Annotated in this window: 21 protein-coding genes and 2 pseudogenes; 6 read left to right on the top strand and 17 right to left on the bottom strand. The window is 74.3% G+C overall.

The genetic code is table 11. From position 1 onward, the window contains the following. Nucleotide 1: 1 nt before the first annotated feature. Both AB0L00_RS12295 and AB0L00_RS12290 read right to left on the bottom strand, forming a co-directional pair. Nucleotides 2–868, bottom strand: coding sequence for an ABC transporter ATP-binding protein (locus tag AB0L00_RS12295; RefSeq protein ID WP_364432113.1), 867 nt, complete (start codon nucleotides 866–868; stop codon nucleotides 2–4). 108 nt (nucleotides 869–976) lie between these two features. Beyond that, on the bottom strand, nucleotides 977–4,207 hold the full coding sequence (locus AB0L00_RS12290; RefSeq protein WP_364432110.1) for a BTAD domain-containing putative transcriptional regulator: 3,231 nt from the start codon (nucleotides 4,205–4,207) through the stop codon (nucleotides 977–979). 119 nt (nucleotides 4,208–4,326) lie between these two features. Between AB0L00_RS12290 and AB0L00_RS12285 the strand changes: the two genes are divergently transcribed. Then, nucleotides 4,327–5,469 (top strand): alkene reductase, encoded by a 1,143-nt coding sequence (locus AB0L00_RS12285; RefSeq protein WP_364432107.1) that lies wholly within the window; start codon nucleotides 4,327–4,329, stop codon nucleotides 5,467–5,469. Nucleotides 5,470–5,516: 47 nt separating this feature from the next. On the opposite strand, the gene AB0L00_RS12280 is transcribed toward AB0L00_RS12285, so the two are convergent. Genes AB0L00_RS12280 through AB0L00_RS12260 form a run of 5 tightly spaced genes read right to left on the bottom strand, consistent with a single transcriptional unit; the run spans nucleotide 5,517 to nucleotide 11,661 of the window. Next, nucleotides 5,517–6,455, bottom strand: a complete 939-nt coding sequence (locus tag AB0L00_RS12280) for a glycosyltransferase family 9 protein (protein ID WP_364432105.1) — start codon at nucleotides 6,453–6,455, stop codon at nucleotides 5,517–5,519. Further along, the gene (locus tag AB0L00_RS12275) at nucleotides 6,440–7,411 is read right to left on the bottom strand and encodes a glycosyltransferase (RefSeq protein WP_364432103.1); all 972 of its coding nucleotides are present in this window, start codon (nucleotides 7,409–7,411) and stop codon (nucleotides 6,440–6,442) included. The genes AB0L00_RS12280 and AB0L00_RS12275 overlap by 16 nt, the downstream gene beginning before the upstream one ends. Beyond that, the gene (locus tag AB0L00_RS12270) at nucleotides 7,408–8,466 is read right to left on the bottom strand and encodes a glycosyltransferase family 9 protein (RefSeq protein ID WP_364432100.1); all 1,059 of its coding nucleotides are present in this window, start codon (nucleotides 8,464–8,466) and stop codon (nucleotides 7,408–7,410) included. Before AB0L00_RS12270 ends, AB0L00_RS12275 begins: the two co-directional genes overlap by 4 nt. Further along, nucleotides 8,459–10,033 (bottom strand): HAD-IIIA family hydrolase, encoded by a 1,575-nt coding sequence (locus AB0L00_RS12265; RefSeq protein WP_364432097.1) that lies wholly within the window; start codon nucleotides 10,031–10,033, stop codon nucleotides 8,459–8,461. The genes AB0L00_RS12270 and AB0L00_RS12265 overlap by 8 nt, the downstream gene beginning before the upstream one ends. Next, nucleotides 10,030–11,661 (bottom strand): carbamoyltransferase C-terminal domain-containing protein, encoded by a 1,632-nt coding sequence (locus AB0L00_RS12260; RefSeq protein ID WP_364432094.1) that lies wholly within the window; start codon nucleotides 11,659–11,661, stop codon nucleotides 10,030–10,032. The genes AB0L00_RS12265 and AB0L00_RS12260 overlap by 4 nt, the downstream gene beginning before the upstream one ends. 351 nt (nucleotides 11,662–12,012) lie before the next feature. On the opposite strand from AB0L00_RS12260, the gene AB0L00_RS12255 reads away from it, so the two are divergent. The 4 genes from AB0L00_RS12255 to AB0L00_RS12240 are packed head-to-tail and all read left to right on the top strand — an operon-like array spanning nucleotide 12,013 to nucleotide 16,269. Next, the gene (locus AB0L00_RS12255; protein ID WP_364432091.1) at nucleotides 12,013–13,239 is read left to right on the top strand and encodes a glycosyltransferase; all 1,227 of its coding nucleotides are present in this window, start codon (nucleotides 12,013–12,015) and stop codon (nucleotides 13,237–13,239) included. Then, nucleotides 13,236–13,877 (top strand): SIS domain-containing protein, encoded by a 642-nt coding sequence (locus AB0L00_RS12250; RefSeq protein ID WP_364432088.1) that lies wholly within the window; start codon nucleotides 13,236–13,238, stop codon nucleotides 13,875–13,877. The genes AB0L00_RS12255 and AB0L00_RS12250 overlap by 4 nt, the downstream gene beginning before the upstream one ends. Then, nucleotides 13,874–15,304, top strand: coding sequence for a D-glycero-beta-D-manno-heptose 1-phosphate adenylyltransferase (gene rfaE2, locus AB0L00_RS12245; RefSeq protein WP_364432085.1), 1,431 nt, complete (start codon nucleotides 13,874–13,876; stop codon nucleotides 15,302–15,304). The genes AB0L00_RS12250 and rfaE2 overlap by 4 nt, the downstream gene beginning before the upstream one ends. After that, nucleotides 15,301–16,269, top strand: coding sequence for a UDP-glucuronic acid decarboxylase family protein (locus AB0L00_RS12240; protein WP_364432083.1), 969 nt, complete (start codon nucleotides 15,301–15,303; stop codon nucleotides 16,267–16,269). Before rfaE2 ends, AB0L00_RS12240 begins: the two co-directional genes overlap by 4 nt. Nucleotides 16,270–16,517: 248 nt before the next feature. Here AB0L00_RS12240 and AB0L00_RS12235 read toward each other — a convergent pair whose 3' ends face one another. The 10 genes and pseudogenes from AB0L00_RS12235 to AB0L00_RS12190 form a co-directional block, all read right to left on the bottom strand. Continuing rightward, a complete protein-coding gene (locus AB0L00_RS12235; RefSeq protein ID WP_345353874.1) occupies nucleotides 16,518–16,742 on the bottom strand; it encodes a hypothetical protein in 225 nt (74 codons plus the stop codon). Nucleotides 16,743–16,827: 85 nt separating this feature from the next. Next, nucleotides 16,828–17,780: pseudogene (locus AB0L00_RS12230) on the bottom strand (LLM class F420-dependent oxidoreductase). Between the two features lie 153 nt (nucleotides 17,781–17,933). Next, nucleotides 17,934–19,670, bottom strand: a complete 1,737-nt coding sequence (locus AB0L00_RS12225; protein WP_364432080.1) for an ABC transporter permease — start codon at nucleotides 19,668–19,670, stop codon at nucleotides 17,934–17,936. Between the two features lie 67 nt (nucleotides 19,671–19,737). After that, nucleotides 19,738–20,463 (bottom strand): ABC transporter ATP-binding protein, encoded by a 726-nt coding sequence (locus AB0L00_RS12220; RefSeq protein WP_364432077.1) that lies wholly within the window; start codon nucleotides 20,461–20,463, stop codon nucleotides 19,738–19,740. Nucleotides 20,464–20,465: 2 nt separating this feature from the next. Next, entirely contained in the window at nucleotides 20,466–20,972 is a 507-nt protein-coding gene (locus AB0L00_RS12215) for a PadR family transcriptional regulator (RefSeq protein WP_364432074.1), read from the bottom strand. Between the two features lie 223 nt (nucleotides 20,973–21,195). After that, nucleotides 21,196–21,564, bottom strand: a complete 369-nt coding sequence (locus AB0L00_RS12210) for an EamA family transporter (RefSeq protein WP_364432072.1) — start codon at nucleotides 21,562–21,564, stop codon at nucleotides 21,196–21,198. Continuing rightward, a pseudogene (locus AB0L00_RS12205) lies at nucleotides 21,561–22,466 on the bottom strand (transposase). The gene AB0L00_RS12210 and the pseudogene AB0L00_RS12205 overlap by 4 nt, the downstream one beginning before the upstream one ends. 111 nt (nucleotides 22,467–22,577) lie before the next feature. Further along, nucleotides 22,578–22,793, bottom strand: coding sequence for a helix-turn-helix domain-containing protein (locus AB0L00_RS12200; protein WP_364432070.1), 216 nt, complete (start codon nucleotides 22,791–22,793; stop codon nucleotides 22,578–22,580). 85 nt (nucleotides 22,794–22,878) lie between these two features. Then, nucleotides 22,879–23,061: a hypothetical protein gene (locus tag AB0L00_RS12195; protein ID WP_364432068.1), complete on the bottom strand. Its 183-nt coding sequence runs from the start codon at nucleotides 23,059–23,061 to the stop codon at nucleotides 22,879–22,881. Nucleotides 23,062–23,141: 80 nt separating this feature from the next. Beyond that, nucleotides 23,142–23,876, bottom strand: coding sequence for a hypothetical protein (locus AB0L00_RS12190; RefSeq protein WP_364432065.1), 735 nt, complete (start codon nucleotides 23,874–23,876; stop codon nucleotides 23,142–23,144). A gap of 200 nt (nucleotides 23,877–24,076) precedes the next feature. On the opposite strand from AB0L00_RS12190, the gene AB0L00_RS12185 reads away from it, so the two are divergent. Beyond that, nucleotides 24,077–25,975, top strand: a complete 1,899-nt coding sequence (locus AB0L00_RS12185) for an N-6 DNA methylase (protein WP_364432062.1) — start codon at nucleotides 24,077–24,079, stop codon at nucleotides 25,973–25,975. The last annotated feature ends 23 nt before the right edge of the window (nucleotides 25,976–25,998 follow it).

The raw sequence follows: 25,998 nt of genomic DNA, 5'->3' as shown, positions 1-25,998 counted from the left end.
GTCAGCCTCCCAGCCCGCTCAGCCGGGCGGAGACGGCCGCCGCCGAAGGGCGATCCAGGTCATCGACGATGACGCCGTCGGCCAGCACCACGACGCGGTCGGCGTAACCGGCGGCGACCGGGTCGTGCGTCACCATGACGCAGGTCTGCCCCTGCTCGGCGACGCCGGCGCGCAGCAGCGAGAGGATCTCCATGCCGGTCCGCCGGTCGAGCGCGCCCGTGGGCTCGTCGGCGAACAGCACCCTCGGGCGGGAGACCAGGGCCCGCGCGATGGCGACCCGCTGCTGCTGGCCGCCGGACAGCTGCCCGGGACGGTGCCGCTCGCGGCCGCCGAGCCCCACCTGCCGCAGCGCCTCGCGCACCGCCGTCCGCTCGGGCGGCCGCCCGGCGAGCCGGCCCGGCAGCGTCACGTTCTGCTCGACCGTCATGGCGGGCATCAGGTTGAACGACTGGAAGACGAAACCGACCTCGGCGCGGCGCAGTTCGGCCAGCCGCCGTTCCCGCAGCCGGGACACCTCGGTCGGGCCCCACCAGACGGTGCCGGACGTCGGCCGGTCCATGCCCGCGACGCAGTGCAACAGGGTCGTCTTGCCCGACCCGGAGGGCCCCATCACGGCCGTGAACGTCCCCGGTGCGAAGGCGACGGTCACGCCGCGCAGGGCGTGGACGGCGTTCTCGCCCCTCCCGTAGCGGCGGTGCAGGTCATCGCACCGGGCCGCCGCGCCGTCGCCGGGAGCGGCGTCCGCCGTGCCGTCGCGAGAGGGGGTGGAGGCGTCGAGCGCGTCGCCGGGTCGGTACGGCGAGGCGGCGGCGCCGGTTCCCGGACCGTCGTGCGTCGGGAAGCGGCCGTGCGGGTTCGAAAAGGGCATGTCGCAAGCCTGGACCGGTCGGGGGAGCCGCACGATCGTGCTTCCATCCGGATCCGTGGTACGGGAATCCACACCCCGGCACGCTCGCGTCGCCGGGTGGACCGAACCTCAGACGCGGATCGCGTCCTTGGCCAGTGCGGCCGCGTCGGCGGGCGGGGTCTCGGCGCCTCGCTGGAAGGCGTCGGCGAAGGCCTGCTCGCCGAGGGCGGCCATGGCGGCGGTCGTGATCCGCTCCACGTCACCGCGTTCGGCCGGTGGGAGCGGTGCGTGCACGCTGCGGCGGGCCGAATCGGCCGCGCCGAGCAGCACGGCGGCGCGCCGGGCGTCGCCGGACAGGGTGAGCACGCCCGCCACTCCCTCCAGGGACAGTGCCAGCGCGCGCGGTTCGCCGAGCGCCACGGCGATCTCCAGCCCGCGGCGATGGTACGCGGCGGCTTCGGCCGCGTCCCCGCGCGACTCGGCGGTGAAGCCGAGCTCCGCGAACAGCAGGTGCTCCCCTATCTCGGACGACTCGTACTCGTCCCGGATGCGCCGCAGGTGCCGGTCCGCCGCGTCCAGGTCACCGGAGCGGCGGGTGCCGAGGGCGAGGCCCATCAGCGAGTGCACCTCGCCGTACCGGTGGCCCTGTTCTGCGGCCAGCCGCAGGGCCTCCCGGTGCAGGTCGCGTGCCCGGTCCCAGTCGCGGGCGAGCAGCGCGAGCCTGCCCAGGCCCGAGAGGCGCGCGGAGACCTCCGTCTCCAGGCCCAGTTCGCGGGCGATGCGCAGGCCCGCGTTCTGACCGCGTTCGGCCTCGGCGTAGTCGCCCCTGATCTCGGCGAGCTCGGCGAGCGGCGTCACCGTCTGCAGTTCGCCCCAGCGGTCACCGAGGTCGCCGAAGAGGTCCGCGGCGTGCAGGCCCGCCTCCTCGACGGTGCCGAGGTCGCCCTGGACGAGCGCGAGCATCGCGCGCAGCCCGTATGTGGCGGCGGTACCCCACCGGTCGCCGGCCGCGGTGCACAGGTCGAGCGCCCGCGCGTTGGCCCGCTCGCTCGCCACGGGATCGCCGGAGTGGAACAGCCCGTACGCGTACAGCCACAAGGCCCGGCCGCGGCGCGCGGGGTCCGCGATGCCGTCCGGCTCGGCGCCCGCCGCGGACCGGTCCCCGGTCAGCAGCGCGAACGCGGCGCTTAGCACGCGGACCTCGGCGGCGTCCGGCGCGAGGTCGAGCACCGCCGACAGGGTACGGCGGGCCTCGTGCAGGCGGCCGCGCAGCAGCCACCACCGGCTCAGGGCCGTGACGAGCCGCACCGCCTCGTCCACGGCCGGCCGCCGCACCGCCTCATCCAGGGCGGGCGGCCGAAGCGTCTCCTCCATGGCCGGCCGCCGCAGCGCCTCCTCCAGCGCGGCGCGCATGTTGGCGGACTCGGCGTCGAGCCGGTCCAGCCAGGCCCGCTGCCCGCCGTCGCGCAGCCGCGGCTCGGCGCGCTCGGCGAGCCGGAGGTAGTGGCGCAGGTGCCGGTCGCGGGTCGCGTCGAGGTCCCGCGTCTCGTGGAGCCGCTGCGTCGCGTACGCGGCGACGGACTCCAGCAGGCGGTAGCGGGGCCCCGCCGGTCCGTCGGCGACCACGACCAGGGACCGGTCCACCAGCCGGGTGAGCAGGTCGAGGACCTCATCGCGGCGGACGCCGTCGCCCGCGCAGATCGCCTCCGCCGCGTCCAGGTCGCAGCCGTCCACGGGCACGGCGAGGCGGCGCAGGACGATGCGCTCCGGTGCGCCGAGCAACTCCCAGCTCCAGTCGATCACGGCGCGCAGGGTCTGCTGGCGCGCCGGCGAGCCGCGCCGCCCGGTGGTGAGCACCCGGAACCGGTCGTCCAGGCGTGCCGCCAGCTCCCGCACGCCCAGGGCGCGGACGCGGGTCGCGGCGAGTTCGAGGGCGAGCGGGATGCCGTCGAGGCGGCGGCAGATCTCGGCGACGGCCTCGCGGTCGGACTCCAGCGAGAACCCGGGGGCGGAGGCGGAGGCGCGGTCGGCGAACAGCCGCACGGCGTCGTTCTCCAGGAGCGGCTCGACGAGATGCACCGCCTCGCCGGTCAGGTTCAGCGGCTCGCGGCTGGTGGCCATGATCCGCAGCCCGGCCGCGGTGCCCAGCAGCAGTTCGGCCAGCTCGGCGGCCGGGTCGACGACCTGCTCGCAGTTGTCGAGAACGAGCAGGAGCCGCCGGTCGCGCAGCGCCGCCGCGAGGCGTCGCGCGGGCGCCACGGACGTGCCCGGCCCGGGCACACCGGACGGCAGGTCGTCGCGGACGCCGAGCACGGCGGAGATCTCCTGCGCCAGGTCCGCCGTGCCCCCGCGCTGCCCGGCGAGTTCGATGAGCCACACGCCGTCCGGGAAACCGGCCTCGTCCTCGGCGGCGAGCCGGGTGGCGGCCTCCACCGCGAGCCGGGTCTTGCCGACCCCGCCCGGCCCCGAGAGCGTGACGAGACGGGCCGTCCGGACGAGCCGGGCGAGATGGTCCAGGGACCCGTCGCGGCCGACCAGGGCGGTGAGCGGGATCGGCAGGTTGGACCGCGGCACCGGGCCGGCCGGCACGGCCGCGTCGGGCCGCTCCGGCTGCGAGGCCGGAGCCAGCGACCCGTCCTGCCGCAGGATCGCCTCGTACAGGGCCGCGAGCTCCGGGCTCGGATCGAGGCCGAGGTCGTCCACCAGCAGCTTCCGCAGCTCGGCGTAGGAGGCCAGCGCCTCGCTCTGCCGCCCGGCCGCGTAGAGGGCGCGCATCTGGACGGCGCGCAGCCGCTCCCGGAGCGGGTGGCGCGTCACCAGGTCGGCGAGTTCCCCGGCGAGCAGCGCGTGGTCGCCCGCCTCCAGCCGGGCCTCGGCCTGCTCCTCAAGGACGGCGAGGCGCTGCTCGGCCAGCCGGTCGGCCGCCGCACGCGCGAACTCCTCGTCCGCGACGTCGGCGAACGCGGGTCCCCGCCACAACTCCAGCGCCTCGGTGAGCAGCGCGGCCCGCGCCCGCGGATCGGTCCGCGTCCGGGCCCGCGCCGCCAGCGCGCGGAAACGGTCGGCGTCCACCTCGTCGCCGGGACGGTCGAGGACGAGTCGATAGCCCGGCGCCTGGCGCACCACGCGGTCGTGGCCGATCGCCCGGCGCAGCACTGAGACCTTGGCCTGCAGGGCGTTGGCGGGGCGGCCGGGCGGCCGTCCGCCCCACAGGTCCTCCACGAGCCGGTCGGCGGAGACGGGCCGTCCCTCATGCGCCAGCAGGTCGGCCAGCAGCGCCCGGACCTTCGCCTCGGGGATCTTCACGGGCGCCTCGTCCCCGTCCCACACGGTCACCGGACCGAGCACACCGAACCGCATGTCAGCACCGTACACACGGGGCCGTGGCCGTCAGCAGATCATCAGCGGTTCCGAAGCGGCCCCCGGCAGAGTCGTTCCCGTCAGCGCACCGCGACACCGACACCACAGGGAGGCAGGCCATGACCAGGTACGAAGGCCGCAAGGAGGATCCGATGACGACCACGACCGAGCCGGACGACGCCCTTCTCGAGCCCGCGCGTCTCGGCGGCCTCGTTCTGCCGAACCGCATGGTGATGGCGCCCATGACCCGTAACCGGGCGGACGCCGACGGCGTTCCCGGCTCGCTGATGGCGACCTACTACGCCCAGCGCGCCGCCGCCGGGCTGATCGTCGCCGAGGCCGCCACCCCCAACGCGGTCGGGCTGACCTACCCGAACATCCCGGCGATCTACGGTCCGGCGCACGTGGCGGGCTGGCGGAACGTCACCGGCGCGGTCCGCGCCGCGGGCGGGCGGATGTTCCTGCAGATCCAGCACGGCGGCCGCATCGGCCACCCCGACAACAGCGGGCTGCACCCGCTCGCGCCCTCTCCCATCCCGCTCCCCGACCCGATCTACACACCGTCGGGCTTCCGGCCCGCCGTCACACCCCGCGAGATGACGCTCGACGACGTCCACAGGACCGTCGCCGACTTCGCGGCCGCGGCCCGCAACGCCGTCGACGCCGGTTTCGAGGGCGTGGAGGTGCACTCCGCCAACGGCTACCTGCTGCACCAGTACCTCTCCAGCGCCACCAACCGCCGTACCGACGCCTACGGCGGCCCGATCGAGAACCGGATCCGGTTCACGGTCGCGGTCACCCGCGCCGTCGCCGACGCCATCGGTCCCGACCGCGTCGGCGTGCGGATCGCTCCCGGTGTGACGGCGAACGCGATGTGCGAGGACGACGTCGACGAGCTCTATCCCGCCCTCGTCCGGGCCCTGGCCGAGATCTCCCCGGCCTACCTGCACGTCGTGTACGCCGACCCGGACCAGGACGTCTTCCGCGCGATCCGTCGTCTCTGGCCCGGAACACTGATCGCCAATCCCAAGCTCCCGGACGTCACCACCGGTCACGTCCTCCACGAGTCGGCCCGGCTCGTGGCGGCGGGCGCCGATCTGATCGCGCTCGGCCGTCCGTTCCTGGCCAACCCCGACCTCATCGAGCGGCTGCGCGTCGGCGCCCCGCTCAACCCGATCAGAGACCGGCACCTGATGTACACCGGCGACGCGACGGGCTACATCGACTACCCCACCCTCGAGACCGCGGCGCAGCCCGCCTGACACGCCTCCAGGCTCTGACGATCCCACGACCTGCCCGGACCGGACCGTCAGCCCGCCGGCTGGCGGAGACCGGCGAGGGCGGCGAGAACCTCGTCGACGGTGATCCTGAGCAGGCGGGGGTCGGGTTCGCCGCCGTGCGCGTCACCCGGGCGGCCGCCCGTGCCGTGCCACAGGGCGACGTGCGGGCCGTCCTCCGGCGGTCCCCACAGCGCCGGGGAGACCGGGCCGAACAGCGTCACGGACGGCACGCCGTACGCGGTGGCCAGGTGGGACACGCCGGTGTCGTTGCTGACCACGACGGCGGCGCCGGCGACGAGGGCGGCCAGGCCGGTGAGCCCGGTGGTCCCGGCCGGCACGGCCGCGGCGGGCAGCCCGGCACCCTCGGCGACGGCCGCCGCGAGGTCGCGTTCCGCGGCGGTCCCGGTGATCACCACCGGGTGTCCCTCGGCGGCCAGCGCGCGGGCCACGGCCGCGAAGCGGTCGGCCGGCCAGCGGCGGGCGGGGAACGCCGCGCCCGGGTGCACGACGGCCGCCCGGCGGACCGCCGGCTCCGCCGCCGGGGCGCGTAGCAGCAGGTCGCCCGGGTCGGCCGGGACCCCCCACCACTCGACGAGGCGGCACCACCGGGCGACCTCGTGCTCGTCGTCGTCCCACCACGGGCCGTCGACGTCCGGGGCGGCCGCGGACGCGTACATCATGCGGGTCGCGGCGCCGGTCGCGTCGACCGGCCGGTGGCTGGCGGGGCCGTTACCGTGCAGGTCGACGGCGACGTCCGGCGGCGGCCCGTCCCACGGGATCGGCCGCAGTTCTCCGGTCGGCAGCAGCCGGTCGATCGCGCCGGTCAGTTCCGCCAGGGGCCGCAGTGTCTCCGGGGCGGCCAGGACCGTCTCGGCGTCCGGGTAGGCGCGGCGCAGCGCCCGGTAGGCGGGCACACCGGTGAGGAAGTCGCCCAGGCCGAGGGCGCGCAGCATCAGGACGGCGGGCAACGGGTCACCTCGGCCAGGATCTCCTCCCAGTCGGCGAGGAAGCGGGGCAGGCCGTAGCGCTCGAGTGCGGCGGCGCGGGCGGCCTTGCCGAGCCGGGCGGCCTCCTCGCGGTCGGCCAGCAGCCGCCGCAGACCTTCGCGGAGCCGGTCGGGCCGGGTGGAGATGATCCCCGCCTCGCGGGGCACCGCCTCGACGACCTCGGTGGTGGCCAGTGCCACCACCGGCATGCCCAGGTGCATCGCCTCGAGCAGCGACAGGCCCAGGGAGGTCCACCGGATCGGGTGCAGGTAGACGCGCCGCCGGGCCAGCTCCTCGTGCATGCGCTCCTGCGGCAGGTCCTCATAGGCGTGAACGCCGGGCAGGCCGAGCCGGCTCGGCAGGTCCCGGACCTTCATCCCGAACACGTCCAGCCCCATGCCGTCCGCGAAGTACGGCAGCAGGTCGGTACCCACGTACCGGCCGCGCCGCAGCGGCTCGTTCACCACCACGGCCGTCCGCTCGAGCTCGCCGGTCCACCGGAGCCCCGGGTCGACGACGCCGTGCTCGACGACGGCGGTCGGGGTGCGCCCGTTGTCCCACATCAGCCGGTTGAAGTGGGTGACGTGGACGAGGAGGATCTCCGGCCGGTCGGCCATCGGGTGCCGGGTCAGCGGCACGTTGCCCCAGGGCGCGTCGTGCTCGACGTACACGGCGGGCACGTCCACGCCGGGACGGCGGCCCAGCCACTCCTCGACCAGCCTCTCCTCGTGCGACCGCTGGAGGACGACCACGTCGATCTCCTCGTCGCGGAGCCGCTCGGGCGGCACCTCGACGGCGTTCGCGGGCCACTCCCAGGTACGGGCCCGGCCGAGGCCGTCCGGCCCCCGGTCCGGCGTCACCGGCAGCACGTACGTGTGCGGCCCCTGGACGAAGGCGGTCGCCCACGACCCGTGGACGTGCCAGATCAGCACCCTCATCGGCTCACCTCGACGGCGAGTTTCTCGACGGAGTCGGCGACCTCCTGGGCCGTGACCTTCGACAGGCAGGGATGTCCGTCGATGGGGCACTCGCGTGCCCGGGTGTCGCGGCAGGCGGCGTTCTGGTCGCCGAGCAGGACGTGCGGCACGCCGTAGGGCGCCCACCGCGCCGCCGGGACGACGGGGGCGAACAGCGACACCACCGGCGTGCGGACGGCGGCGGCCAGGTGCGCCGGACCGGTGTTGCCGACGACGACCACGGCCGCCCCGGCGAGGATCGCGGCGAGCTCGGCCATGCTCGTACGGCCGCCCAGGTCGACGCCGGCCTCCCCCGCGACCCGTGCCGTCAGGTCGCGCTCGGCGCCGGCGCCGGTGACGAGCGTCCGCCACCCGCGCCCGGTCAGCTCGGCGACCGCCTCGGCGCAGCGCCGGGCGGGCCAGGCGCGGGCCGGGACCGACGCGCCCGGGTGGAGGACGACGTACCGGTCCCCGCCGGTCAGGTGCCGCACGCCGGGCAGCGGAGTCCGCACGGCGAGGCGGCCGTCGTCGCCGGGCGGGAGCCGGAAACCGGCCGCGCGGGCCAGTGAGAGCCCGCGTTCGGCCTCTGGGACGTCGTCGTCGAGCCGGTGCCGTACGTCCAGCAGCGCGCCCGGGTAGTCGACGCTGATGGCGGCCGTGCGGACGACGCCGGCCAGCCGCAGCAGCAGCGCGGTCGGCAGCGGCGACTGGTGGAAGGACGTCAGGATCAGCGCTTCGTCGAACCGCCCGGCGGCCAGCCGGTCCACGAGCGCGTCGACCTCGTCGCGGCGGACCGGCGGGGGCCGGAGATCGACCCAGGGCGCGCGCCACACGACGACCTCGTCGACGCCGGGCAGCAGCCGGGCGGCCGCCTCGCCGCGCGGCCCGACCAGCATGGTGACGTGCGCGGACCGCGCGGCGACGGCCCGGACGGCCGGCCCGGCGAGCAGCACGTCACCGGCGTTGTCCAGGCGCACCACCAGCGAACGCCGCTCCCCCCGCTCGCCGCCGGCCCACCGGCCTCCGCGCTCACTCATGCCAGCTCACCGCGCCCGTACCGCCCGCCAGCGCGTACCGGACGGCCTCCTCGAGCCCGGCGGCCCGCCGCACGCCGGCCGTCTCCTCCGGCCGGGTCCGCGGCGTCGGGATCAGTACGCCGCGTGCCCCGGCGGCCCGCGCCGCCGCGACGTCGCCGCCGATGTCCCCGACGACCAGACACTCCTCGGGGGCGACGCCGAGGTCGGCCGCCGCCTGGAGCACCAGGCCGGGGGCGGGTTTGCGGCAGTCGCAGCCGTCGCCCCTGCCGTGCGGGCACTGCCGCCACGTGTCGAACGGGCCAAGCAGTTCGGTCACCCGCGCGTTGACCGCGGCGACCTCGGCCTCGGTGGCCAGGCCGCGCGCGATCGCGGACTGGTTCGTGACGACGCCGACGCGCAGCCCGGCCCGCCGGGCGAGGTCCAGGGCCTCCTTCGCGCCGGGCACCGGCTCGACCTTCTCGGGATCCTTGTTGTAGGGGACGTCGTGGATCAGCGTGCCGTCCCGGTCGAACAGCACCGCCCGCGCCGGCGGCGGCCAGGGGGCGGCCGACCGGGCCGCGACGAGGCCGCGCAGCCAGTGCCAGGTCGCGACCGGCGGGATGGCCAGGCTCGTCACCGTCATCACGGCGACCTCGCGAGCGGTGCGCGGCCCCGGCTCGATCCGCGCGGCCGCGAACTCCCCGACGCCCGCGAGGGCGCCGGCCGCCGCGGCCAGCGCGAGGCGCCCGCGCCCGGTGGCCGCCAGGCCCACCGCCGCGAGCCCGGCGGCGGTGATCGCCAGGTGCCGGGGGCGCCGCCCGGCCGTCTCCCCGGCGCGCTCGTACCAGTCCGGGCCGTGCAGGGCGCGCATCAGCGCGTCGTCGGCGTTGCCCGCCTGGGTGCGGACGCTGATCCACGGTGACGCCGGGCGCACGGGGTGCGTGGTGGTGCGCTCGCCGCGCTCCAGCAGCCAGCCGGCCTGAAGGACGCGCAGCGCGAAGTCCGTGTCCTCCCGGAACGCGCGGGGGAACCGCTCGTCGAAGCCGCCGCACTCCACGAGGGCCTCGCGGCGGTAGGCCAGGTCCGCGGTGATCCACCGGGCCCCGGCCAGCCCGGCCGTCCCCCGCTCCCAGTCGGTCGGGCGGCGGCCCTCGGGCAGCGGCACCCGGATCCGGCCCTGCACGCCGCCGACGCGCGTGGGCCGCTCCGCGAGGTCGGCGACGAGGCGGGACCGCCAGTCCGGCCCGACCCGTACGTCGTCGTCCAGGAACACGACCCACGGGGCGGACGTCCGCCGCCAGCCGAGATTGCGGGCCGCGGCGGGTCCCCGGCCGCCGGCGGCGACGACCCGGGTGCGCGGCAGCAGCGGCTCGGGGACCCTGATCGGCGTGCCGCCCTCGGCGGGGCGCCGGTCGTCGACGAGGACGATCTCCGCGGGGAGCGGCCCGGACGCCGCTGTCAGGGCCTCGAGGCAGGCGTCCAGGCAGGGCCGTACGAGCGTGGGGATCACGACGGCGTACGTCACGCCGGTCTCCTCGCCCGCGCTCGCGACGCGGGTCTCCGCCGGGTCCTCCGGGTCGGCGCTCACGGTCGCCTCACGACGAACGGGCCGATGGCGAGCAGGTCGATCGGGGTGGCGCCGAAGCACTCCAGGACGTCCTTGATGTCGTCGACCATCGGCCGCCCGGCGGTGTTGAGGCTCGTGTTGACCAGCACGGGCAGGCCCGTGCGCCGCTCGAAGGCGGTCAGCAACGCGGCGACGAGGGGTTCCCCGGCCGGGTCGACGGTCTGCACGCGCGCCGTGCCGTCCACGTGCACGACCGCCGGGATGCGGTCCTGCCACTGCGGCGCGACGTCGTGCACGAAGAGCATGTACGGGCTGGGGATCGGGCCCCGCGCGAAGATCTCGGGGGCGCGCTCCAGCAGCACCATCGGGGCGACCGGCCGGAACTGCTCGCGGCCCTTGACGTCGTTGAGGCGTTCGAGGTTGGCCTTGCGGCCCGGATGGGCGAGCAGCGAGCGGTGCCCGAGGGCGCGCGGGCCGTACTCGGCCCGGCCCTGGAACCAGGCGACGACGCCGTCGTCGGCGAGGGCCTCCGCGACCGCTTCGGCCAGGTCCGCGGGCCGCTCGTACGGCAGCCGGGCGGTGCGCAACGCGTGTTCGATTTCTTGGTCCGTGAACCCGCGGCCGAGGTCCGCGCCGGGCATGGGCGCCAGGGGCTCGCCCTCTGTGGCGGCCACGTGCAGGGCGGCGCCGAGTGCGGTGCCCGCGTCGCCGGCGGCGGGCTGCACCCAGACCTCCTCGAACGGGCCCTCCCGGTGCAGCACGGTGTTGGCGACGCAGTTCAGCGCGGTGCCGCCGGCCATGGTGAGGATCCGGTCGCCGGTGCGCCCGTGCAGCCAGCGCGCGAGTTCGAGCAGCACCTCCTCCAGGCGGCGCTGCACACTGGCGGCCAGGTCGGCGTGCGCGCCCGTCCAGTCCTCGTCGGGCCGCCGGCGCGGCGCCAGTTCCGCCCAGTCGATCCGTTCGGTGACGAAGCCGCCGTCGTCGGTGGCCCGGACGGCGGCGCGCAACTGGTCGAGGAAGCGCGGCTTGCCGTACGACGCGAGCGCCATGACCTTGTACTCGTCGGAAGAACGCAGGAAGCCCAGGTGGGCGGTGAGCCCCTCGTACATCAGGCCGAGCGAGTGCGGGAGCCGCTGCCCGGCCAGCACGTCCAGCCGCCCGCCGTCGTACCGGCCCGCCAGGTGGGAGGCCCGCTCACCGCGCCCGTCGCACACGAGGACGCTGCGCGGCTCGGCGGTGGACACCGCGAGTCCCGCGGAGGCCGCGTGGGCGACGTGGTGCGGCACGAACCGGACCTTGTCCCGGTCCAGGCCCGGCAGCGCGTCGGCGAGGAAGCCCGGCGCCTCCTTCGCGTACGTCGTGCGCAGGTGATCCCAGGCGTCGTCGATGCCCATCTCCTCGGGCGGGAGCACGAGTGACGGGTCGTAGGAGTAGCCGACCAGGTCGACCTGTCCGGGCGTCAGGCCCGCCTGCCGCAGGCACCATCGGGCCGCCTCCACCGGCTGCTCCCACGCGGAGAAGGGCACGGGCCGCTTGCCGTGCTTGCGGCGGCTGAACCGCTCCTCTTCCGCGGCGGCCACCACGCGCCCGTCGACGACGAGCGCGGCCGCGGGGTCGTGGAAGACGGCGTTGATGCCGAGCACGCGCACTGAGTCCCCCTCATCCGCATTCGTTCCCGCAAGCCAGTTGCCCTGGGCCCGGGGCGGTAAACACCCCCTGTCAGTTCCATTACCGGGCGCCCCCCGAGTAGGCGTCCGGACGGTAATGATTTGTTAAGGCTTCCAGGTGCGAGTAACTGGCCCTCCGGGCCGTCCTGGACGCGGCTCCGGGCCAGCTCACGACACACTTTCGCAGTGGCACAAGGCGTCTCGGGACTTGACACGAACTGAGCGGAATAGGCGCATAGCGCGCCGATCACGACTTTGGCGAAATTAGTCAGTGTTTGAGACGACTCTGTCTGGCAACGGCGTCGGTATGGCCCGCCGATAAAGGAGTGACTCTTGAACATCGACATGGTCTCGGAGCACGCCAGTCCACTCGCGACGCTGGGTGGCGCGGACGCCGGGGGCCAGAACGTCCACGTGGGCGCGCTCGCCGTGGCACTGGCGGAGCGCGGCCACGAGGTCGTCGTTCACACCCGCCGCGACGACGCCGGCCTGCCGGACTCGGTGCCGTTCGCGCCCGGGGTGACGGTCGAACACGTACCGGCGGGCCCGCCACGACCGATTCCCAAGGACGACCTGCTGCCGTACATGGCCGACTTCGCGGCGCACCTGGCCCGGCGATGGCTGAGCAGACCGCCCGACGTTGTGCACGCCCACTTCTGGATGAGCGGGCTCGCCGCCCTCGGTGGCGCCCGGGAGCACGGCGTGCCGGTGGTGCAGACGTTCCACGCCCTCGGCCGGGTCAAGCGCCGCCACCAGCGGGCTGCCGACACCAGCCCACCCGGCCGGATGCGCCTGGAGGGCCAGGTCGGCCGCGAGGCCACCGCGGTGGTCGCGACCTGCACCGACGAGGTGCGGGAACTCGGCGCGTACGGCGTGCCGCCGGGCCGCGTCTTCGTCGTGCCCTGCGGGGTCGACACCGGGCGCTTCCGCCCGGAGGGCCCCGTGGCCGAACACTCCGGGGACCGGCCCCGCATCCTGACGATCGGCCGGCTGGTCCCCCGCAAGGGCGTGGACACCCTCATCGAGGCGGTGTGCCGGGTCCCGGACGCGGAACTGCTCATCGCGGGCGGACCGGAACGCCCCAAACTGGGCGACGACCGGGAGGGGCGCCGGCTGATGGGCCTGGCGGAGGAGCGGGGCGTGGCCGGCCGCGTCACCTTCCTGGGCCAGGTCGCGCACGACGAGATCCCGGCGCTCATCCGCTCGGCGGACATCGTCGTCGCCGTCCCCTGGTATGAGCCGTTCGGCATCGTCCCGATCGAGGCGATGGCCTGCGGCGTGCCCGTCGTCGCCTCGGCGGTGGGCGGCCACCTCGACACCGTCGTCGACGGCGTCACGGGACTGCACGTGCCGCCCCGGCGGCCGGACGACCTGGCCGCGAGCCTGCGCCGGCTGCTGGGTGACGCCGTCCTCCGGCGTTCTCTGGGCCGCGCGGCGGCCGAGCACGCCCGCGGCCGCTACCCGTGGGACCGGGTCGCGGCCGAGACCGAGGCCGTCTACGAGCGCGTGATCGAGTCGGCGCGGGAACGGCTGGCCTTCGCGGAAGGAGCACGGCCATGATCGATGCACATCTCACCGCTCTCGAAGAGGCGCTGCGGCGGTTCCAGGCCCAGACCCCCCGTCTCGAGAGCTGGGGACGGCGGCTGGCCGCCGTCCTGGAGGACGGTGGACGGCTGCTCGCCTGCGGCAACGGCGGCAGCGCCGAACAGGCCCAACACCTGACCGCCGAGCTCGTCGGCCGCTACCAGACCGAGCGGCGGCCGTTCGCGGCGATCCCGCTGCACACCGACGTCTCGGCGCTGACCGCGATCGGCAACGACTACGGCGCCGAGGAGATGTTCGCCCGGCAGGTCCGGGCGCACGGCCGGTCCGGCGACGTGCTGGTCTGCCTGTCCACCAGCGGCAGCAGCCGCAACGTCATCGCCGCCGCCAGGGCCGCCGCCGAGGTCGGCGTGCGCGCCTGGGCGCTCACCGGCCCTGGGCCGAACCCCCTCGCGGGGGTCTGCGCCGAGGCGATCACCGTGGAGGCGCCGTCGACCGCCACCGTCCAGGAGGTGCACCTCGCCGCCATCCACATGCTGTGCGCCGCGGTGGACGCGGTGGTGTGCGGTAAGGACGGCGGGGCGGTGATCCGCGACACCGCCGGCGGCGCCCGACGCGTACTCGACCTGGAGCGCGAAGCCGAGGAGGCCGTATGAGGGGCGGTCCGCTGGTCGTCATCGGCGACGTCCTGCTCGACGTCGACCTCGAGGGATCCGCCGAACGGCTGACACCGGACGCCCCCGTTCCCGTCGTGGACTGCCGGCGCGAGCACCACCGCGCGGGCGGCGCCGGGCTGGCCGCCACCCTGGCGGCCCGCCTGGCCGGACGCGACGTCGTCATGATCACCGCGCTCGGCGACGACCGTTGCGGACGGCGCGTCCGCGACCTCCTCGCCCGGCACGTCGAGATCGTCTCCCTGCCGATGCGGGGCACCACGCCCAGCAAGATCCGGGTCCGCGCCGCCGGTCAGTCGCTCGTACGGCTCGACGCCGGCGACGGGCGGGCGGCCGACGGACCGGTCGACCCGCGGATGGCGACCGTGCTCGAGCGGGCCGGCGCGGTCCTCGTCTCCGACTACGGGCGCGGCGTCACCGCCCACCCCGAGGTACGGCGGCTGCTGGCGGGCCTGTCCGGTGGCACGCCGATCGTGTGGGACCCGCATCCGCTCGGGGCCGCGCCGCTGCCCCGAACCCGTCTGGTGACGCCGAGCCGCGCCGAGGCCCGTGCCTTCGCGGGCGACGAACCGACCGCCGGCGACGGGGCGTTCGCCCAGGCCGCCAGGGACGCCGCCACGCTGGTGGAACGCTGGCGGGTCGGCGGTGTCGCCGTGACCCTCGGCGACCGCGGCGCCCTGCTGTCGGTCGGCGACGGCGTGCCGTTCGTCGCGCCCGCCCCGGAGACCGGGATCACCGACGGGGCCGACACCTGCGGCGCCGGCGACTGCTTCGCGGCCGCCGCCGCGCACGTGCTGCGTGCGGGCGGCCTGGTCACCGAGGCGGTGACGGAGGCGGTCCGGTACGCGAGCGAGTTCGTGGCCGCCGGTGGGGCGGCGGCCGTCTCCGGCACCGGCCCGGCCGCGGCCGAGCCGCCCGTGGCGCCGGCCGACGGCGATCCCTGGGAGGTCGTCCGGCGGGTCCGCGAGCGCGGCGGCCGCGTGGTGGCGACCGGAGGGTGCTTCGACCTGCTGCACGCCGGCCACGTCAGCATGCTGCGCGAGGCCCGGCGCCTCGGCGACTGCCTGGTGGTCTGCATCAACTCGGACGCGTCCGTACGGGCGCTGAAGGGACCCGACCGTCCGGTGGTGCCGGCGAGCGACCGCGCCCGGGTCCTGACGGCGCTCGAGTGCGTCGACGCGGTCGCGGTCTTCGACGAGCTGACGCCCGTCGAGCTGCTGGAACGCCTGGGCCCCGACGTGTGGGTCAAGGGCGCCGACTACTCGGGCGATGACCTGGTGGAGGCGGACGTCGTCCGCCGCCACGGCGGAGAGGTCGTCCTCCTGCCCTATCTCAATGGTCGTTCGACGAGCCGTCTGGTCGCGCGGGTCCGCGAGACGGCGAGCACTCTCGGAGGTGAGACCCGATGACGGAACGCGCGGTGGTCACCGGCGGGGCGGGATTCCTCGGCTCGCACGTCTGCGAACGCCTGCTCGCGCAGGGCACGTCGGTCATCTGCATGGACAACTTCCTGACCGGCTCCCCGCAGAACGTCGCCCACCTGATGGGCCGTCCGGGATTCCGGCTCATCGAGTGCGACGTCACCGGCTTCGTGCACGTCCCCGGCGACGTCGACCTCGTCCTGCACCTCGCGTCCGCGGCCTCCCCCATCGACTACCTGAAGCTCCCGCTGGAGACGCTCAAGGTCGGCGGGCTCGGCACGCTGCACGCGCTCGGCCTGGCCCGGGAGAAGGGCGCGCGGTTCGTCCTGGCCTCCACCAGCGAGGTGTACGGGGACCCGTTGCAGCACCCGCAGCGCGAGGACTACTGGGGCAACGTGAACCCGGTCGGCCCGCGCAGCGTGTACGACGAGGCGAAACGCTACGGCGAGGCGTTGACCACCGCGTACCGCAACAGCCGCGACGTGAGCACCGGCATCGTCCGGATCTTCAACACGTACGGACCGCGGATGCGCCCGCACGACGGCCGCGCGATCCCGACGTTCATTCGCCAGGCCCTGCTGGGAGAACCGCTCACGGTCGCCGGGGACGGCAGCCAGACCCGGTCGATCTGCTACGTCGACGACACGGTCACGGGCATCCTCGCGCTGGCCCTCAGCGACCTCCCCGGGCCGGTCAACATCGGCAACCCGGAGGAGATGACCGTCCTGGAACTCGCGGAGACCATCCGTGAGCTGTCCGGATCCGACTCGCCGATCGTGTTCGTCGACCGGCCCGTCGACGATCCCGGTATGCGCCGCCCCGACACCACCCTGGCCCGCGAACGCCTCGACTGGCGGCCCGCCGTGCCGCGCGACGTGGGCCTGCGCCGGACCCTCGACTGGTTCGCGGCCGAACTCGGCGTCGAGACCGCCGCGCGTGCCACCGGGACGTGAGAGCGGGGCGAATGCCGTTTGAGACCTGCCCGTCGGGTACGACGGAAGCACGAGCAGTCGGTCCTGGCCGACATGAGCGCCGCCGAGCCGAACCTCTGAGCAGGGTACGGAGGCTGACCGGACAACCGACCAGAGGTACGGAGGCAGGCGAGACGAGGCCGGTGCGGGAGACGCACCGGCTTCGTCGTATCGCCCGGCAGCCTGAGACCGCCGGCCCTGTCATGCGTCCTGGCGACCTGAGAGCGGGGTCAGTCCTGGCGAGGGGCCTCGTCGCGGCGGTTCTGCTGGGCGGGACTGCCGTGGATCACGCCTCCGGTGTTGTCGCCGCGCTTGGTGCCCGCGCCACGGGCGCCGCTCTGCGTCGGATTCCGCGCCGCGCGGACCGTCATGGCGATCCATACGATGAGGACGAGGACGATCAGTACGATCCCGACGATTCCGAGCACCCCGACGTACGTGACATGGTGCGTCATACGCTCATCCCTCCTTCTCGGCCCCCTACCCGTACGGTCCGCCCCACACCTCTCGGCAGGGAGATCGTGCGGCTTCCCGGCGTGCTCAGGCGAGTTCGGGCAGCACCTGTTCGGCGTAGAAGGAGAAGAACTCGTCCTGGTCGGGGCCGATCTGGTTGACGTAGACCTCGTCGTAGCCGGCGTCGACGTACTCGCGGATCGCCCGGATGTGCCGCCCCGCGTCCGGGCCGCAGGGCAGGTTCTGCTCGATCATCTCCTCGGTGACGAGCTGCGACAGCTGTTCGAAGTGCCGTGGCAGCGGCAGCAGCTGGGCGGCCTCACCGGGCAGTTGCTCGTTCGGCCACAGCCGGTGCGCGGTCTTGCGCGCGCTCGCGGCGTCCCGGCCCCAGCAGACCTTCAGCCCGCCCTGGGCGGGCTTGCCGTCGCCCCCGGCCGAGCGGAAGACCTCCAGCAGGTCCCGGTCGGGCATCGTGCACATGAAGCCGTCGGCGATCCGCCCCGCGAGAGTCGCCGCCTTGTTCCCGAAACCGGACATGTAGATCGGCGGCGGCTCGTCCGGGAGGGTGTAGAGCCGGGCCGTGTCGACGTTGTAGTACCGCCCGTGGTGGCTGACGAGCTTCCCGCTCCACAGGCGGCGCATCACCTCGACGGCCTCTTCCAGCATTTCCCGGCGCTCCTCGGCCGGGGGCCAGCGCGACTCGACGATGTGCTCGTTCAGCGCCTCGCCGGTGCCCACGCCCAGCACGAACCGGCCGTCGGTGAGGGCGGCGCTGGTCGCGGCGGCCTGCGCGACGATCGCCGGCGGCGTACGGACCAGCGGGCAGGTCACCGCCGTCGTGATCGGCAGCGAGTCACCTGGGCCAGCGCGCCGATGACCGACCAGACGAACGGGCTCTCCCCCTGCTCATCGAGCCACGGATGGTAGTGGTCGGAGATCCACAAAGCCTCGAAGCCCGCCTGCTCGGCCAGCTTCGCCTGCCGGACCAGCTCCTTCGGCGAGTGCTCTTCGCATGACAGGAAGTATCCGAATTTGGCCATGCTCCCCCGGTTCCCCCGCCACGTCGCCGAAACCTGTGCGGAAGGGGGGCCTGGCCCGGCGGACGGCCCCCGACACGGGTCCCTGGCTCGTTCCAGAGGCCCGTGGCCGTCAGCCGTCCCGCCGGGTTCCGGCCACCCGGAATCCCGGTGTGCTCACTCGGCGCGCAGGGCCTCGGCGACCGGGCGGCGGCCGGCCAGGCGGGCCGGCAGGGCGGTGATCAAGGCGACCGCGGCGATCGTCCCGGGGATGACGGCGGGCAGCCAGGCGTACGGGATCGCCTCGCCGCCCGCGGCGCCCCCGGCGGCCCGGGCCCCGGCGTAGACGACCAGCCCCAGCGGGATTCCCAGCGCGCCGGCCAGCGCCGCCGGGAACAACTGCGCCGCAGACAGCCCGGCCGTCACCTGGCGCGGCGTCGCGCCGAGGGCGCGGGCGAGCGCGCTCGGCCGCCGGGCGTCGATCGAGCCGGCCCACGCGATGAGGACGGCGTTGACCGCCGCGAGGACCAGGAGCGCGAGCGTCATGGTGATCACCACCTGGTTCACCTGCCGGGTCACCGGGTTCTCCGCGCCCGGCACGAACATCAGGCCGGTGGTCCTGGCGTCCTTACGGACGATGTCGCCGTGCAGGGCGATCGCCGCGACCACCATCGCCGCGGTGACCGCGAGGCTGATCAGCGCGAGCGCGGACCGGCGCGGCCGCCGGGCCGCCAGCCGCAGGCCGAGCAGCAGCGGCACGGGGAGCCGGGCGGACAGCCGGATGAGCCGCGCCGAACGCCGGGGCGGGCGCACCCGGCCGGACAGGGCGCGCACGGTGCTCATCCTGGTCCCGCGGACGGCGGGGACCACGGTCGCCGCCCCGGTGACCACCACCGCGACGGCCAGGACCAGGACGACCGTCCCGAACGTCAGGCCGGGGCGGCCGCCTCCGATGAGTCCCGCGCTCGGCCGCGCCAGCAGCGGGGCGGCCGCCCAGCCGACGATCACTCCGACCGCGGAGGCGGCCACGGCCAGCACGACGTACTCGGCGAGCAGCACGGCGGCGACGGTCCGGGGCGTCGCCCCGACCGCCTTGAGCAGGCCGACCCGCCGTGTCTGGTCGGCGAGGCGGCCGCCCACCAGGACGGTGACGCATGCCACGGCGAGCAGGGCGAGCGCCCAGGTCCCGGTCATGAGCGCCTGGTCGACGAGATGCAGTTCGGCGGTCGCGTACGAGCCCATGTCCTGCCAGGTGCGGACGCCCCGGTGGGCGGCGGCGAACGCGGGGGCCGCGGCCGGGTTCGCGAGGCGGAGCGGCATCACCTGGGAGGTCACCGGCCGGCCGAGCCGGCGGAGGTCGGTCCTGGTGGCCCAGACCAGGCCGGGCGTGGTGGAGGGGTAGGGCACCCGGCCGGCCGTCACGGCGATGCCCGCGACGGTCAGGCGGCGACCCGCGATGGTCAGTTCGTCGCCGGGCCGTACCTTCAGGGCGGTCGCGAAGGCGCGCTCGACGACGACCCCACCACGGCGCGCCCACGTCCCGGAGGTGACGCGCGGCCGGTCGACGGGCCCTCCGGCGGTGTCGCGTCCCTGCACGACGGCGGCGACGCGGATGTCCCGGACGCGCAGGTCGTCGACGGAGACCATGGCGTACGGCCCGGCCGAGACGACGACGCCGGGCGCGTGCGCGAGCGCGGCGAGGTCCGCCGCGCGCCCGGCCGTCGCCACGGCGTCGGGCCCGGCCGTGGCCGCGCGGGTGCGCTCCCAGGGCCGGTCGGCGGCGCCCCCGACCGTACGGCCGAGGGCGAGCGTCGCCGTGGTGGCCGTGAGCGCGATCAGCAGGATCAGCGCCTCGGCCCGCCGGCGGCGCAGGTCACGCAGAGCCAGCCGAGCCACCAGTACGAACACGCTCATGCGCCCTCCTTCGTCGGGGGAGAGACCAGACGCGCCGCGCTTCCGATTCGCTCGCTCCGCTCACTCATTAGCCCTCCAGCCCCGCGAAGGAGCCGAGGCCGCCGCCCGCGCCGGCGAGGTCGGTCCGGCCGACGAGCGCGCCGTCCCGCATGGTGATCACGCGATCCGCCGTCGCCGCGACCCGCGAGTCGTGCGTGACCATCAACAGGGTCTGGCCCTCGGCCCGCAGGGCGGCGAACAGCCGGAGCACCTCGGTGGTCGCGGCGCTGTCGAGATTGCCGGTGGGCTCGTCGGCCAGCACGATCCGCGGCCGGCCGATCAGGGCGCGGGCGACGGCGACCCGCTGCCGCTGCCCGCCGGACAACGCCGCGGGCAGATGCGTCGCGCGGTCGGCCAGTCCGACCCGCTCCAGCAGTTCGGCGGCACGCCGCCGCGCGACGCGGGGACTCACGCCGGCCAGCAGGGCGGGCAGCTCGACGTTCTCCTGGGCAGTGAGCTCGTCGACGAGCTCGAACCCCTGGAACACGAACCCGAGCGCGTGCCGGCGCAGGCGGGCGAGCTCGGTCTCCGACATCCGGTCGATCCGCTGATCGGCCAGCCACAGCTCGCCGCCCGTCGGCCGTTCGAGGCCACCGAGCAGGTGCAGCAGCGTCGACTTGCCGCAACCGCTCGGCCCCACGACGGCCACGGTCTCGCCCGCCTGCACGTCAAGGTCGACGTGGTCGACCGCGCGGACCAGTCCCGTTCCGCTGCCGTACTCCTTGCGCAGCCCGTGAGCCCGCAATATCACCATGGTCAGCCCTTCCGCTCCCAGTACCGGGCGCAGGCGTCGAGCCAGCGCAGGTCGGCCTCCAGCCGCAGGGTGACGCCCTCGATGAGCAGCGCCGCCGCCGAGCCGTCCGGCTCGTTCAGGGCGGCGCGCTGGACCTCCGCCAGCCGGCGCAGCAACTCCCCGCGCTGGGCCTCCACGAGGTCCACCGGGTCGGCCAGCCGGGCCGCCGCGGCGGCGACCAGCTTCAGATGGAACTCACTCGGCTTGCCCCAGGTCAGGTCCCTGAGCCAGGCGTCGACGCGCTCGCGGCCCTCGGCCGTCAGCGCGTAGACCTTCCGGTCCGGCCGGTGCGCCTGGCCGACGTGCTCGGCCGTGACCAGGCCGGCCTTCTCCAGCCGGGTGAGGGTGACGTAGACCTGACCGGCGTTGAGCGCGTCCCCGACCGGGCCGAGGGCCTCCTGGAGCCGGGCCCGCAGCTCATAGCCGTGGGAGGGCTCCTTGGCCAGCAGTGCCAGCACGACGTCCTGCACGAGTGATCACCTCTAACGGTTAGCTATATAGATAACGGCTAGCCAAGGAAGACCGCAACCGAATCGGCCGAACCCACCGGCCTCACCGCACGTTGACCGGCGCGAGGCCGTGACCGCTCAACGCCCACGTTGACCAGCACGCGACTGTGACCACTCAGTGCACGTTGATCGCACGAGACCGCGACCGCTCAGTGCACGTTGACCGACGCGCGACTGTGACCGCTCAGTGCACGTTGATCAGGGCGACGCCTGCGACGACGACGCCCGCGGCCGCCAGCCGCGGCAGGCCCATCCGCTCGTTGAAGAAGACGGCGCCGATGATCGCGCCGGTGATCACACCGGTCTCGCGCAGGGCCGCCACCGCCGCGAGCGCGCCGCGCGTCTGCGCCCACACGACGATCCCGTACCCCAGCACCGAGATCAGCCCGCCGGGCAGCCCGAGCCGCCACTGTGCCCGTACCGCCGGCCACACCGACCGGCCGCGCGCCACGGCCACCCACGCCACGACGACGGGCCCCATGCCGAAGAACAGCCAGCCGCTTTGACGTGCTTCCCAGCCTGAAAGGCTGGGTTCCAGTCCGTGCCGCGTCATGCAGCACCCCTGCGGCTTCCTGCTTCAAGGGGCATGCCACCGGAGCGAGGTGGTCTTACCTGCCCTCCACCGGGACGGCGTGTGCCGTCCCGCCCACTGGTGTGGGAGGCGTTTAGTCTCTCCGCCCGTCCGGCGGCGAGAATGTTCTTGGCCGCATTCACGTCCCGGTCGTGGACCGCCCCACACGGGCAGGCCCAGGATCGAACGGTCAGCGGCATCGACTCGGCCCGCGCCCCACAAGCCGAGCACTGCTTGGAAGAGGGGAACCACCGGTCGATCCGATGGAACGTCCGCCCGTAAAGGGCGGCTTTGTATTCCAGCATCGCCAGGAAGGATGACCAGCCGGCGTCGTGGACGTTCTTGGCCAGCCTTGTGCGCGCCAGTCCATTAATAGCCAGGTCTTCCACGTAGATCGCTTGGTTATCGCGAATCAGTCGTGTGGAGAGCCGGTGATGGAAGTCCCGGCGGGCGTCGGCAACCCTGGCGTGCTGACGAGCGACGGCTAGGCGGCCCTTGGCTCGATTATTCGATCCAGACTGTTTGCGAGCCAGTGCCCGCTGCAGCCGTTTGAGTTTCTTCTCCGCCCGGCGCAGGAAACGTGGGGAGGCGATCTTGCGCCCGTCCGACAGGACCGCGAAGTGCCCCAATCCCAGGTCGATCCCGACCTCGGACTCGACCGGCGCGGTGGGCGTTCGTCGACCTGAACCACGAACGAGGCGAAGTACCTTCCCGCCGCGTCTTTGATGACCGTGACGCTGGATGGTTCGGCCGGCAGGTTACGGGACCAGCGGACCGCCAAATCCCCGATCTTTGGCAACCGTAGCCTTCCGCCCGCCGTGATGGCGAACTTGGCGTTCCGGGTGAAGCGGATCACCTGCCGGTTGTCCTTACGGGACCGGAATCGGGGAAGGGCCATCTTCGGCCCCTTCCGTTTCCCCGTCAGGGAGGCGAAGAAGTTGCGGTAGGCGGTGTTCAGGTCAGCCAGTGCCTGCTGTAGCACCACGGCCGACACCTCACCCAGCCATGCCCGCTCGGGCGTCTTCTTCGCCTCGGTGATGACTCGCTTGGACAACTCCCCATCGCAGATATAGGGCAGGTCGGCAGCGTGAGCGTCCTGTCGGGGCACGCAGTCCGTCGTTGAACACCACCCGCGCACACCCGAACGCCTGCGCCAGCGCAATCCGCTGCTCTGGAGTCGGGTAGAGGCGGTAGGCATACCGTAACTGCATGGCACCGCACCATAGCGCAGCCTACAGCTGGATAAAGCAATATGGACGGTACCGCTCTGTCCGTCCCGTACACCTGCCCCCTTGATCAAGTGCTCGTGTCCGGATGTCGAGGCCCAAACAGATCAGCAGTTCTGCCGATCCCGATCAGCGCGAATGCGGCGCCCCGGTCGGTCGCCGCCTTGGCGGGCGCGTTCCAGGTGGCGCGCAGGACGCCGGCGAAGATCGCGGCGAGGGCCGGCAACAGTGGAAACGCGTTACTCACCGTCACACATCACCTCAAATCGCCCCAACAAGCCTCCCCCGGCGGTCGCCCCTCCCCCGTGGGGGCGGCCCCGCCGGAGGGCGCGGTCAGCTCGCGGACTGAACCTTCTTGGCCATCTTCTCGGCCATGGTGAGCGCGGCGGCGCCCTTGTCCGCGTGGCTGGAGCTGTAGAACGTGGTCACGATCGTGTCGCCGACCCGTACAGCGGCCAGGGTCATGCCGCCCTGCCAGGTGGGGGACGTCTCGATCGCCTTGACGGCCTCGTCGCCCACGCCGGGCACCGCGACGCTCTTCACCCTGACCTTGGCCGCCGGGCTGCTCGACCGGTCGACGAACGACGCGCAGTGGGCGAACACCTTGCGCAGCTTCGCCATCGCCTGCTGGGCGTCACCGCCGTGGTAGGTGTCGATCTCCTGCGCGATCTCCTGGGTCTGCGCCGCGTCGCCGTAGTCGTTCTGCGCGAACGCCGCGCTGTTGATGTTCGTGACCCGGATCCAGGAGGTCTGGCCGAGCACCTCGCAGGCCTTCGCGGCCGGAACGGGGGTGTTGGAGACCTGCACGCCGCCGTCGCCGGTGTCCCGCGAGCCGTCGGGGCTGAGGTGGAAGCCCTTCGGCATCGACCGCGCGGGCAGCAGAAGGGACTTCAGGGTGGTCCCCGTCAGCGACTTCGACGCCGCCGAAGCGGACGAGGCGGTCTTGGGAGCCCCGGCCGAGTCGTCCTTCCCGCCGCCGTTCTGGCAGCCACCGGCCGCGAGGACGGCGGCCGAGGCCACGGCGAGGACGGCGCCGGCCCGGACACGACGGGCAGGGAGGATCTTCATCTCCGGTCTCCAAGGCTGGGATTAGTTGATCATGCTCACCCGGAGCTCGGTGGTTCCGGTGATCGCCAAGGAAAGCACATGTGAATCCAATTAACAACTGAGACGGTTGTGGTCGACTGTTCGATCATGGGGCGGTAACGTGACCATGAAGCAGCCGGGACGCGGGGTCGCGTGCAGCACCGTGAAGGGAACGACGCACCGTGCAGGACGAGGCAACCGTCAGCGCCGCGGACATCGCCCGGCTGGCGGGCGTCGGCCGGGCGGCCGTGAGCAACTGGCGCCGCCGGCATCCCGACTTCCCCCAACCCGTCGGAGGGACGCCGACCAGCCCGGTCTTCGCGCTGACCGACGTCGAGGCATGGCTCCGGGACCAGCGCAAACTCGACGAACTCCCCCTGGAGGAGCGGGTCTGGCAGCGGCTGCGGGCGGAGGCCCATGACGATCTACGCGTCGCCGAGGTCGTGGCGGACGCCGGCGAACTCCTCCTGCGGCGACGCTCGGCCGGAGCGCCGCGGCCCGGGCACGCTCCTGAGCCGCTGAGCGCCGAGACGGCCCAGGCGGTCGCCGAGCTCGCCGACGCCCGGGGCACCGTTCAGGCGTTCGAGTTCCTGTTCACCCGCTACCGGGAGACGCAGGCCCGCCGCGTCTCGACCACTCCCCCGGAGATCCCCGGGCTGATGGCCGCGCTCGCCGGCGACGCCCGTACCGTCCTGGACCCGGCGTGCGGCACCGGCGATCTCCTCCTCTCCGTGCTCGGCGACTCCCACGACCCGCGCCGTCTCCTCGGCCAGGACGCGGACGGGGACGTCACCCGGCTGGCCGCCGTCCGACTCACCCTGCTCGGCGCGGACCCCGGCATCCGGGAGGGCGACTCCCTGCGCCAGGACGCGTTCCCCGGGGTCCTGGCCGACGCCGTGCTGTGCGACCCGCCCTTCCACGAGCGCGCGTGGGGCCACGAGGAGCTCAGGACGGACCCGCGCTGGGAGTACGGCCTGCCGCCGCGCCTGGAGCCGGAGCTGGCGTGGGTGCAGCACGCGCTCGCGCATCTCGCCCCGGACGGGCGAGCCGTGGTCCTCATGCCCGCCATCGCGGCCGGGCGCCGTTCGGGCCGCCGCATCCGCGCCGAACTGCTCCGCAAGGGCGCGCTGCGCGCCGTGGTCGGGCTGTCCGCGTCCCATCACCTCTGGATGCTGCGGCGTCCCGAGGGTGCCCCGCCGGCGACCGTCCTGATGATCGACAGCGCGGACCGGGACACGGTCGTCACCACCTGGTGGCGGCACGCGGACGACCCCCGCCACGACGAACCCGGCGTCAGCCGGGCCGTCCCCGTCATCGACCTCCTGGACGAGGAGGTCGATCTCACGCCGTCCCGCCACGTCTCACCCGCCCGGTCCGAACGCACCGCGGAGCGCTTCACCGAGACCCACGACCGGCTGGCCGTGACGCTCGACAAGGCCGGCGACCTCGTACCGGCGCTGCCCCCCGCGGCGGGGCGCCGGGAGTCCCGCTCGGTCCCGCTGGCAGAACTCGCCCGGATCGGGCACCTGACGATCCACCAGGCGCCGATGCGCGGGGACACCGAGGACGGCGGCGACGGCGACCCGCCCCTGCTCACCGCCGAGGACGTCGTCGAGGGCCGCGCCCCGACCGGCCGGGCCGCTCGGGGCGACGGCCGCTGGGTCCCCATCCAGGCCGGCGACGTCCTGGTCGCCGCGGTCGCCCGGCGTTTCGTCGTACGGGTCGCCGAGACCGACGGGCCCCTGCTCGGGCCGCAGCTGAGCCTCCTCCGCGTCGACCCCCAGCACCTGGACCCGTACTTCATCGCGGGGGTGCTGCGCAGTTCGGCCAACGCCCGCGCGTCCATCGTCCAGTCCACCGGGACGATCGGCCGCGCCGACATCCGGCGCGCGCAGGTGCCCCGGCTGCCGCTGGAGGAGCAGCGCCGGTACGGCGCCGCGTTCCGCCGGATGACGGAGTTCGAGTCGGCCCTGCGCTCCACCGTCGCGATGGGCGCCGAGCTGGCGCAGCTCCTGGCCGACGGGGTGGCGGAGGGCACACTCGCGCCCCCCGACGACACCCTCTCCTTCGGGCACCCGTAGGGTTCGGGCGTCGATCGGCACGG

The organism is Actinoallomurus sp. NPDC052308 (assembly GCF_040679195.1).
Taxonomy (GTDB): domain Bacteria; phylum Actinomycetota; class Actinomycetes; order Streptosporangiales; family Streptosporangiaceae; genus Actinoallomurus; species Actinoallomurus liliacearum.
The sequence above is the reverse complement of the archived record's forward strand: the minus strand, read 5'-3'. Positions and strand labels throughout refer to the sequence as shown.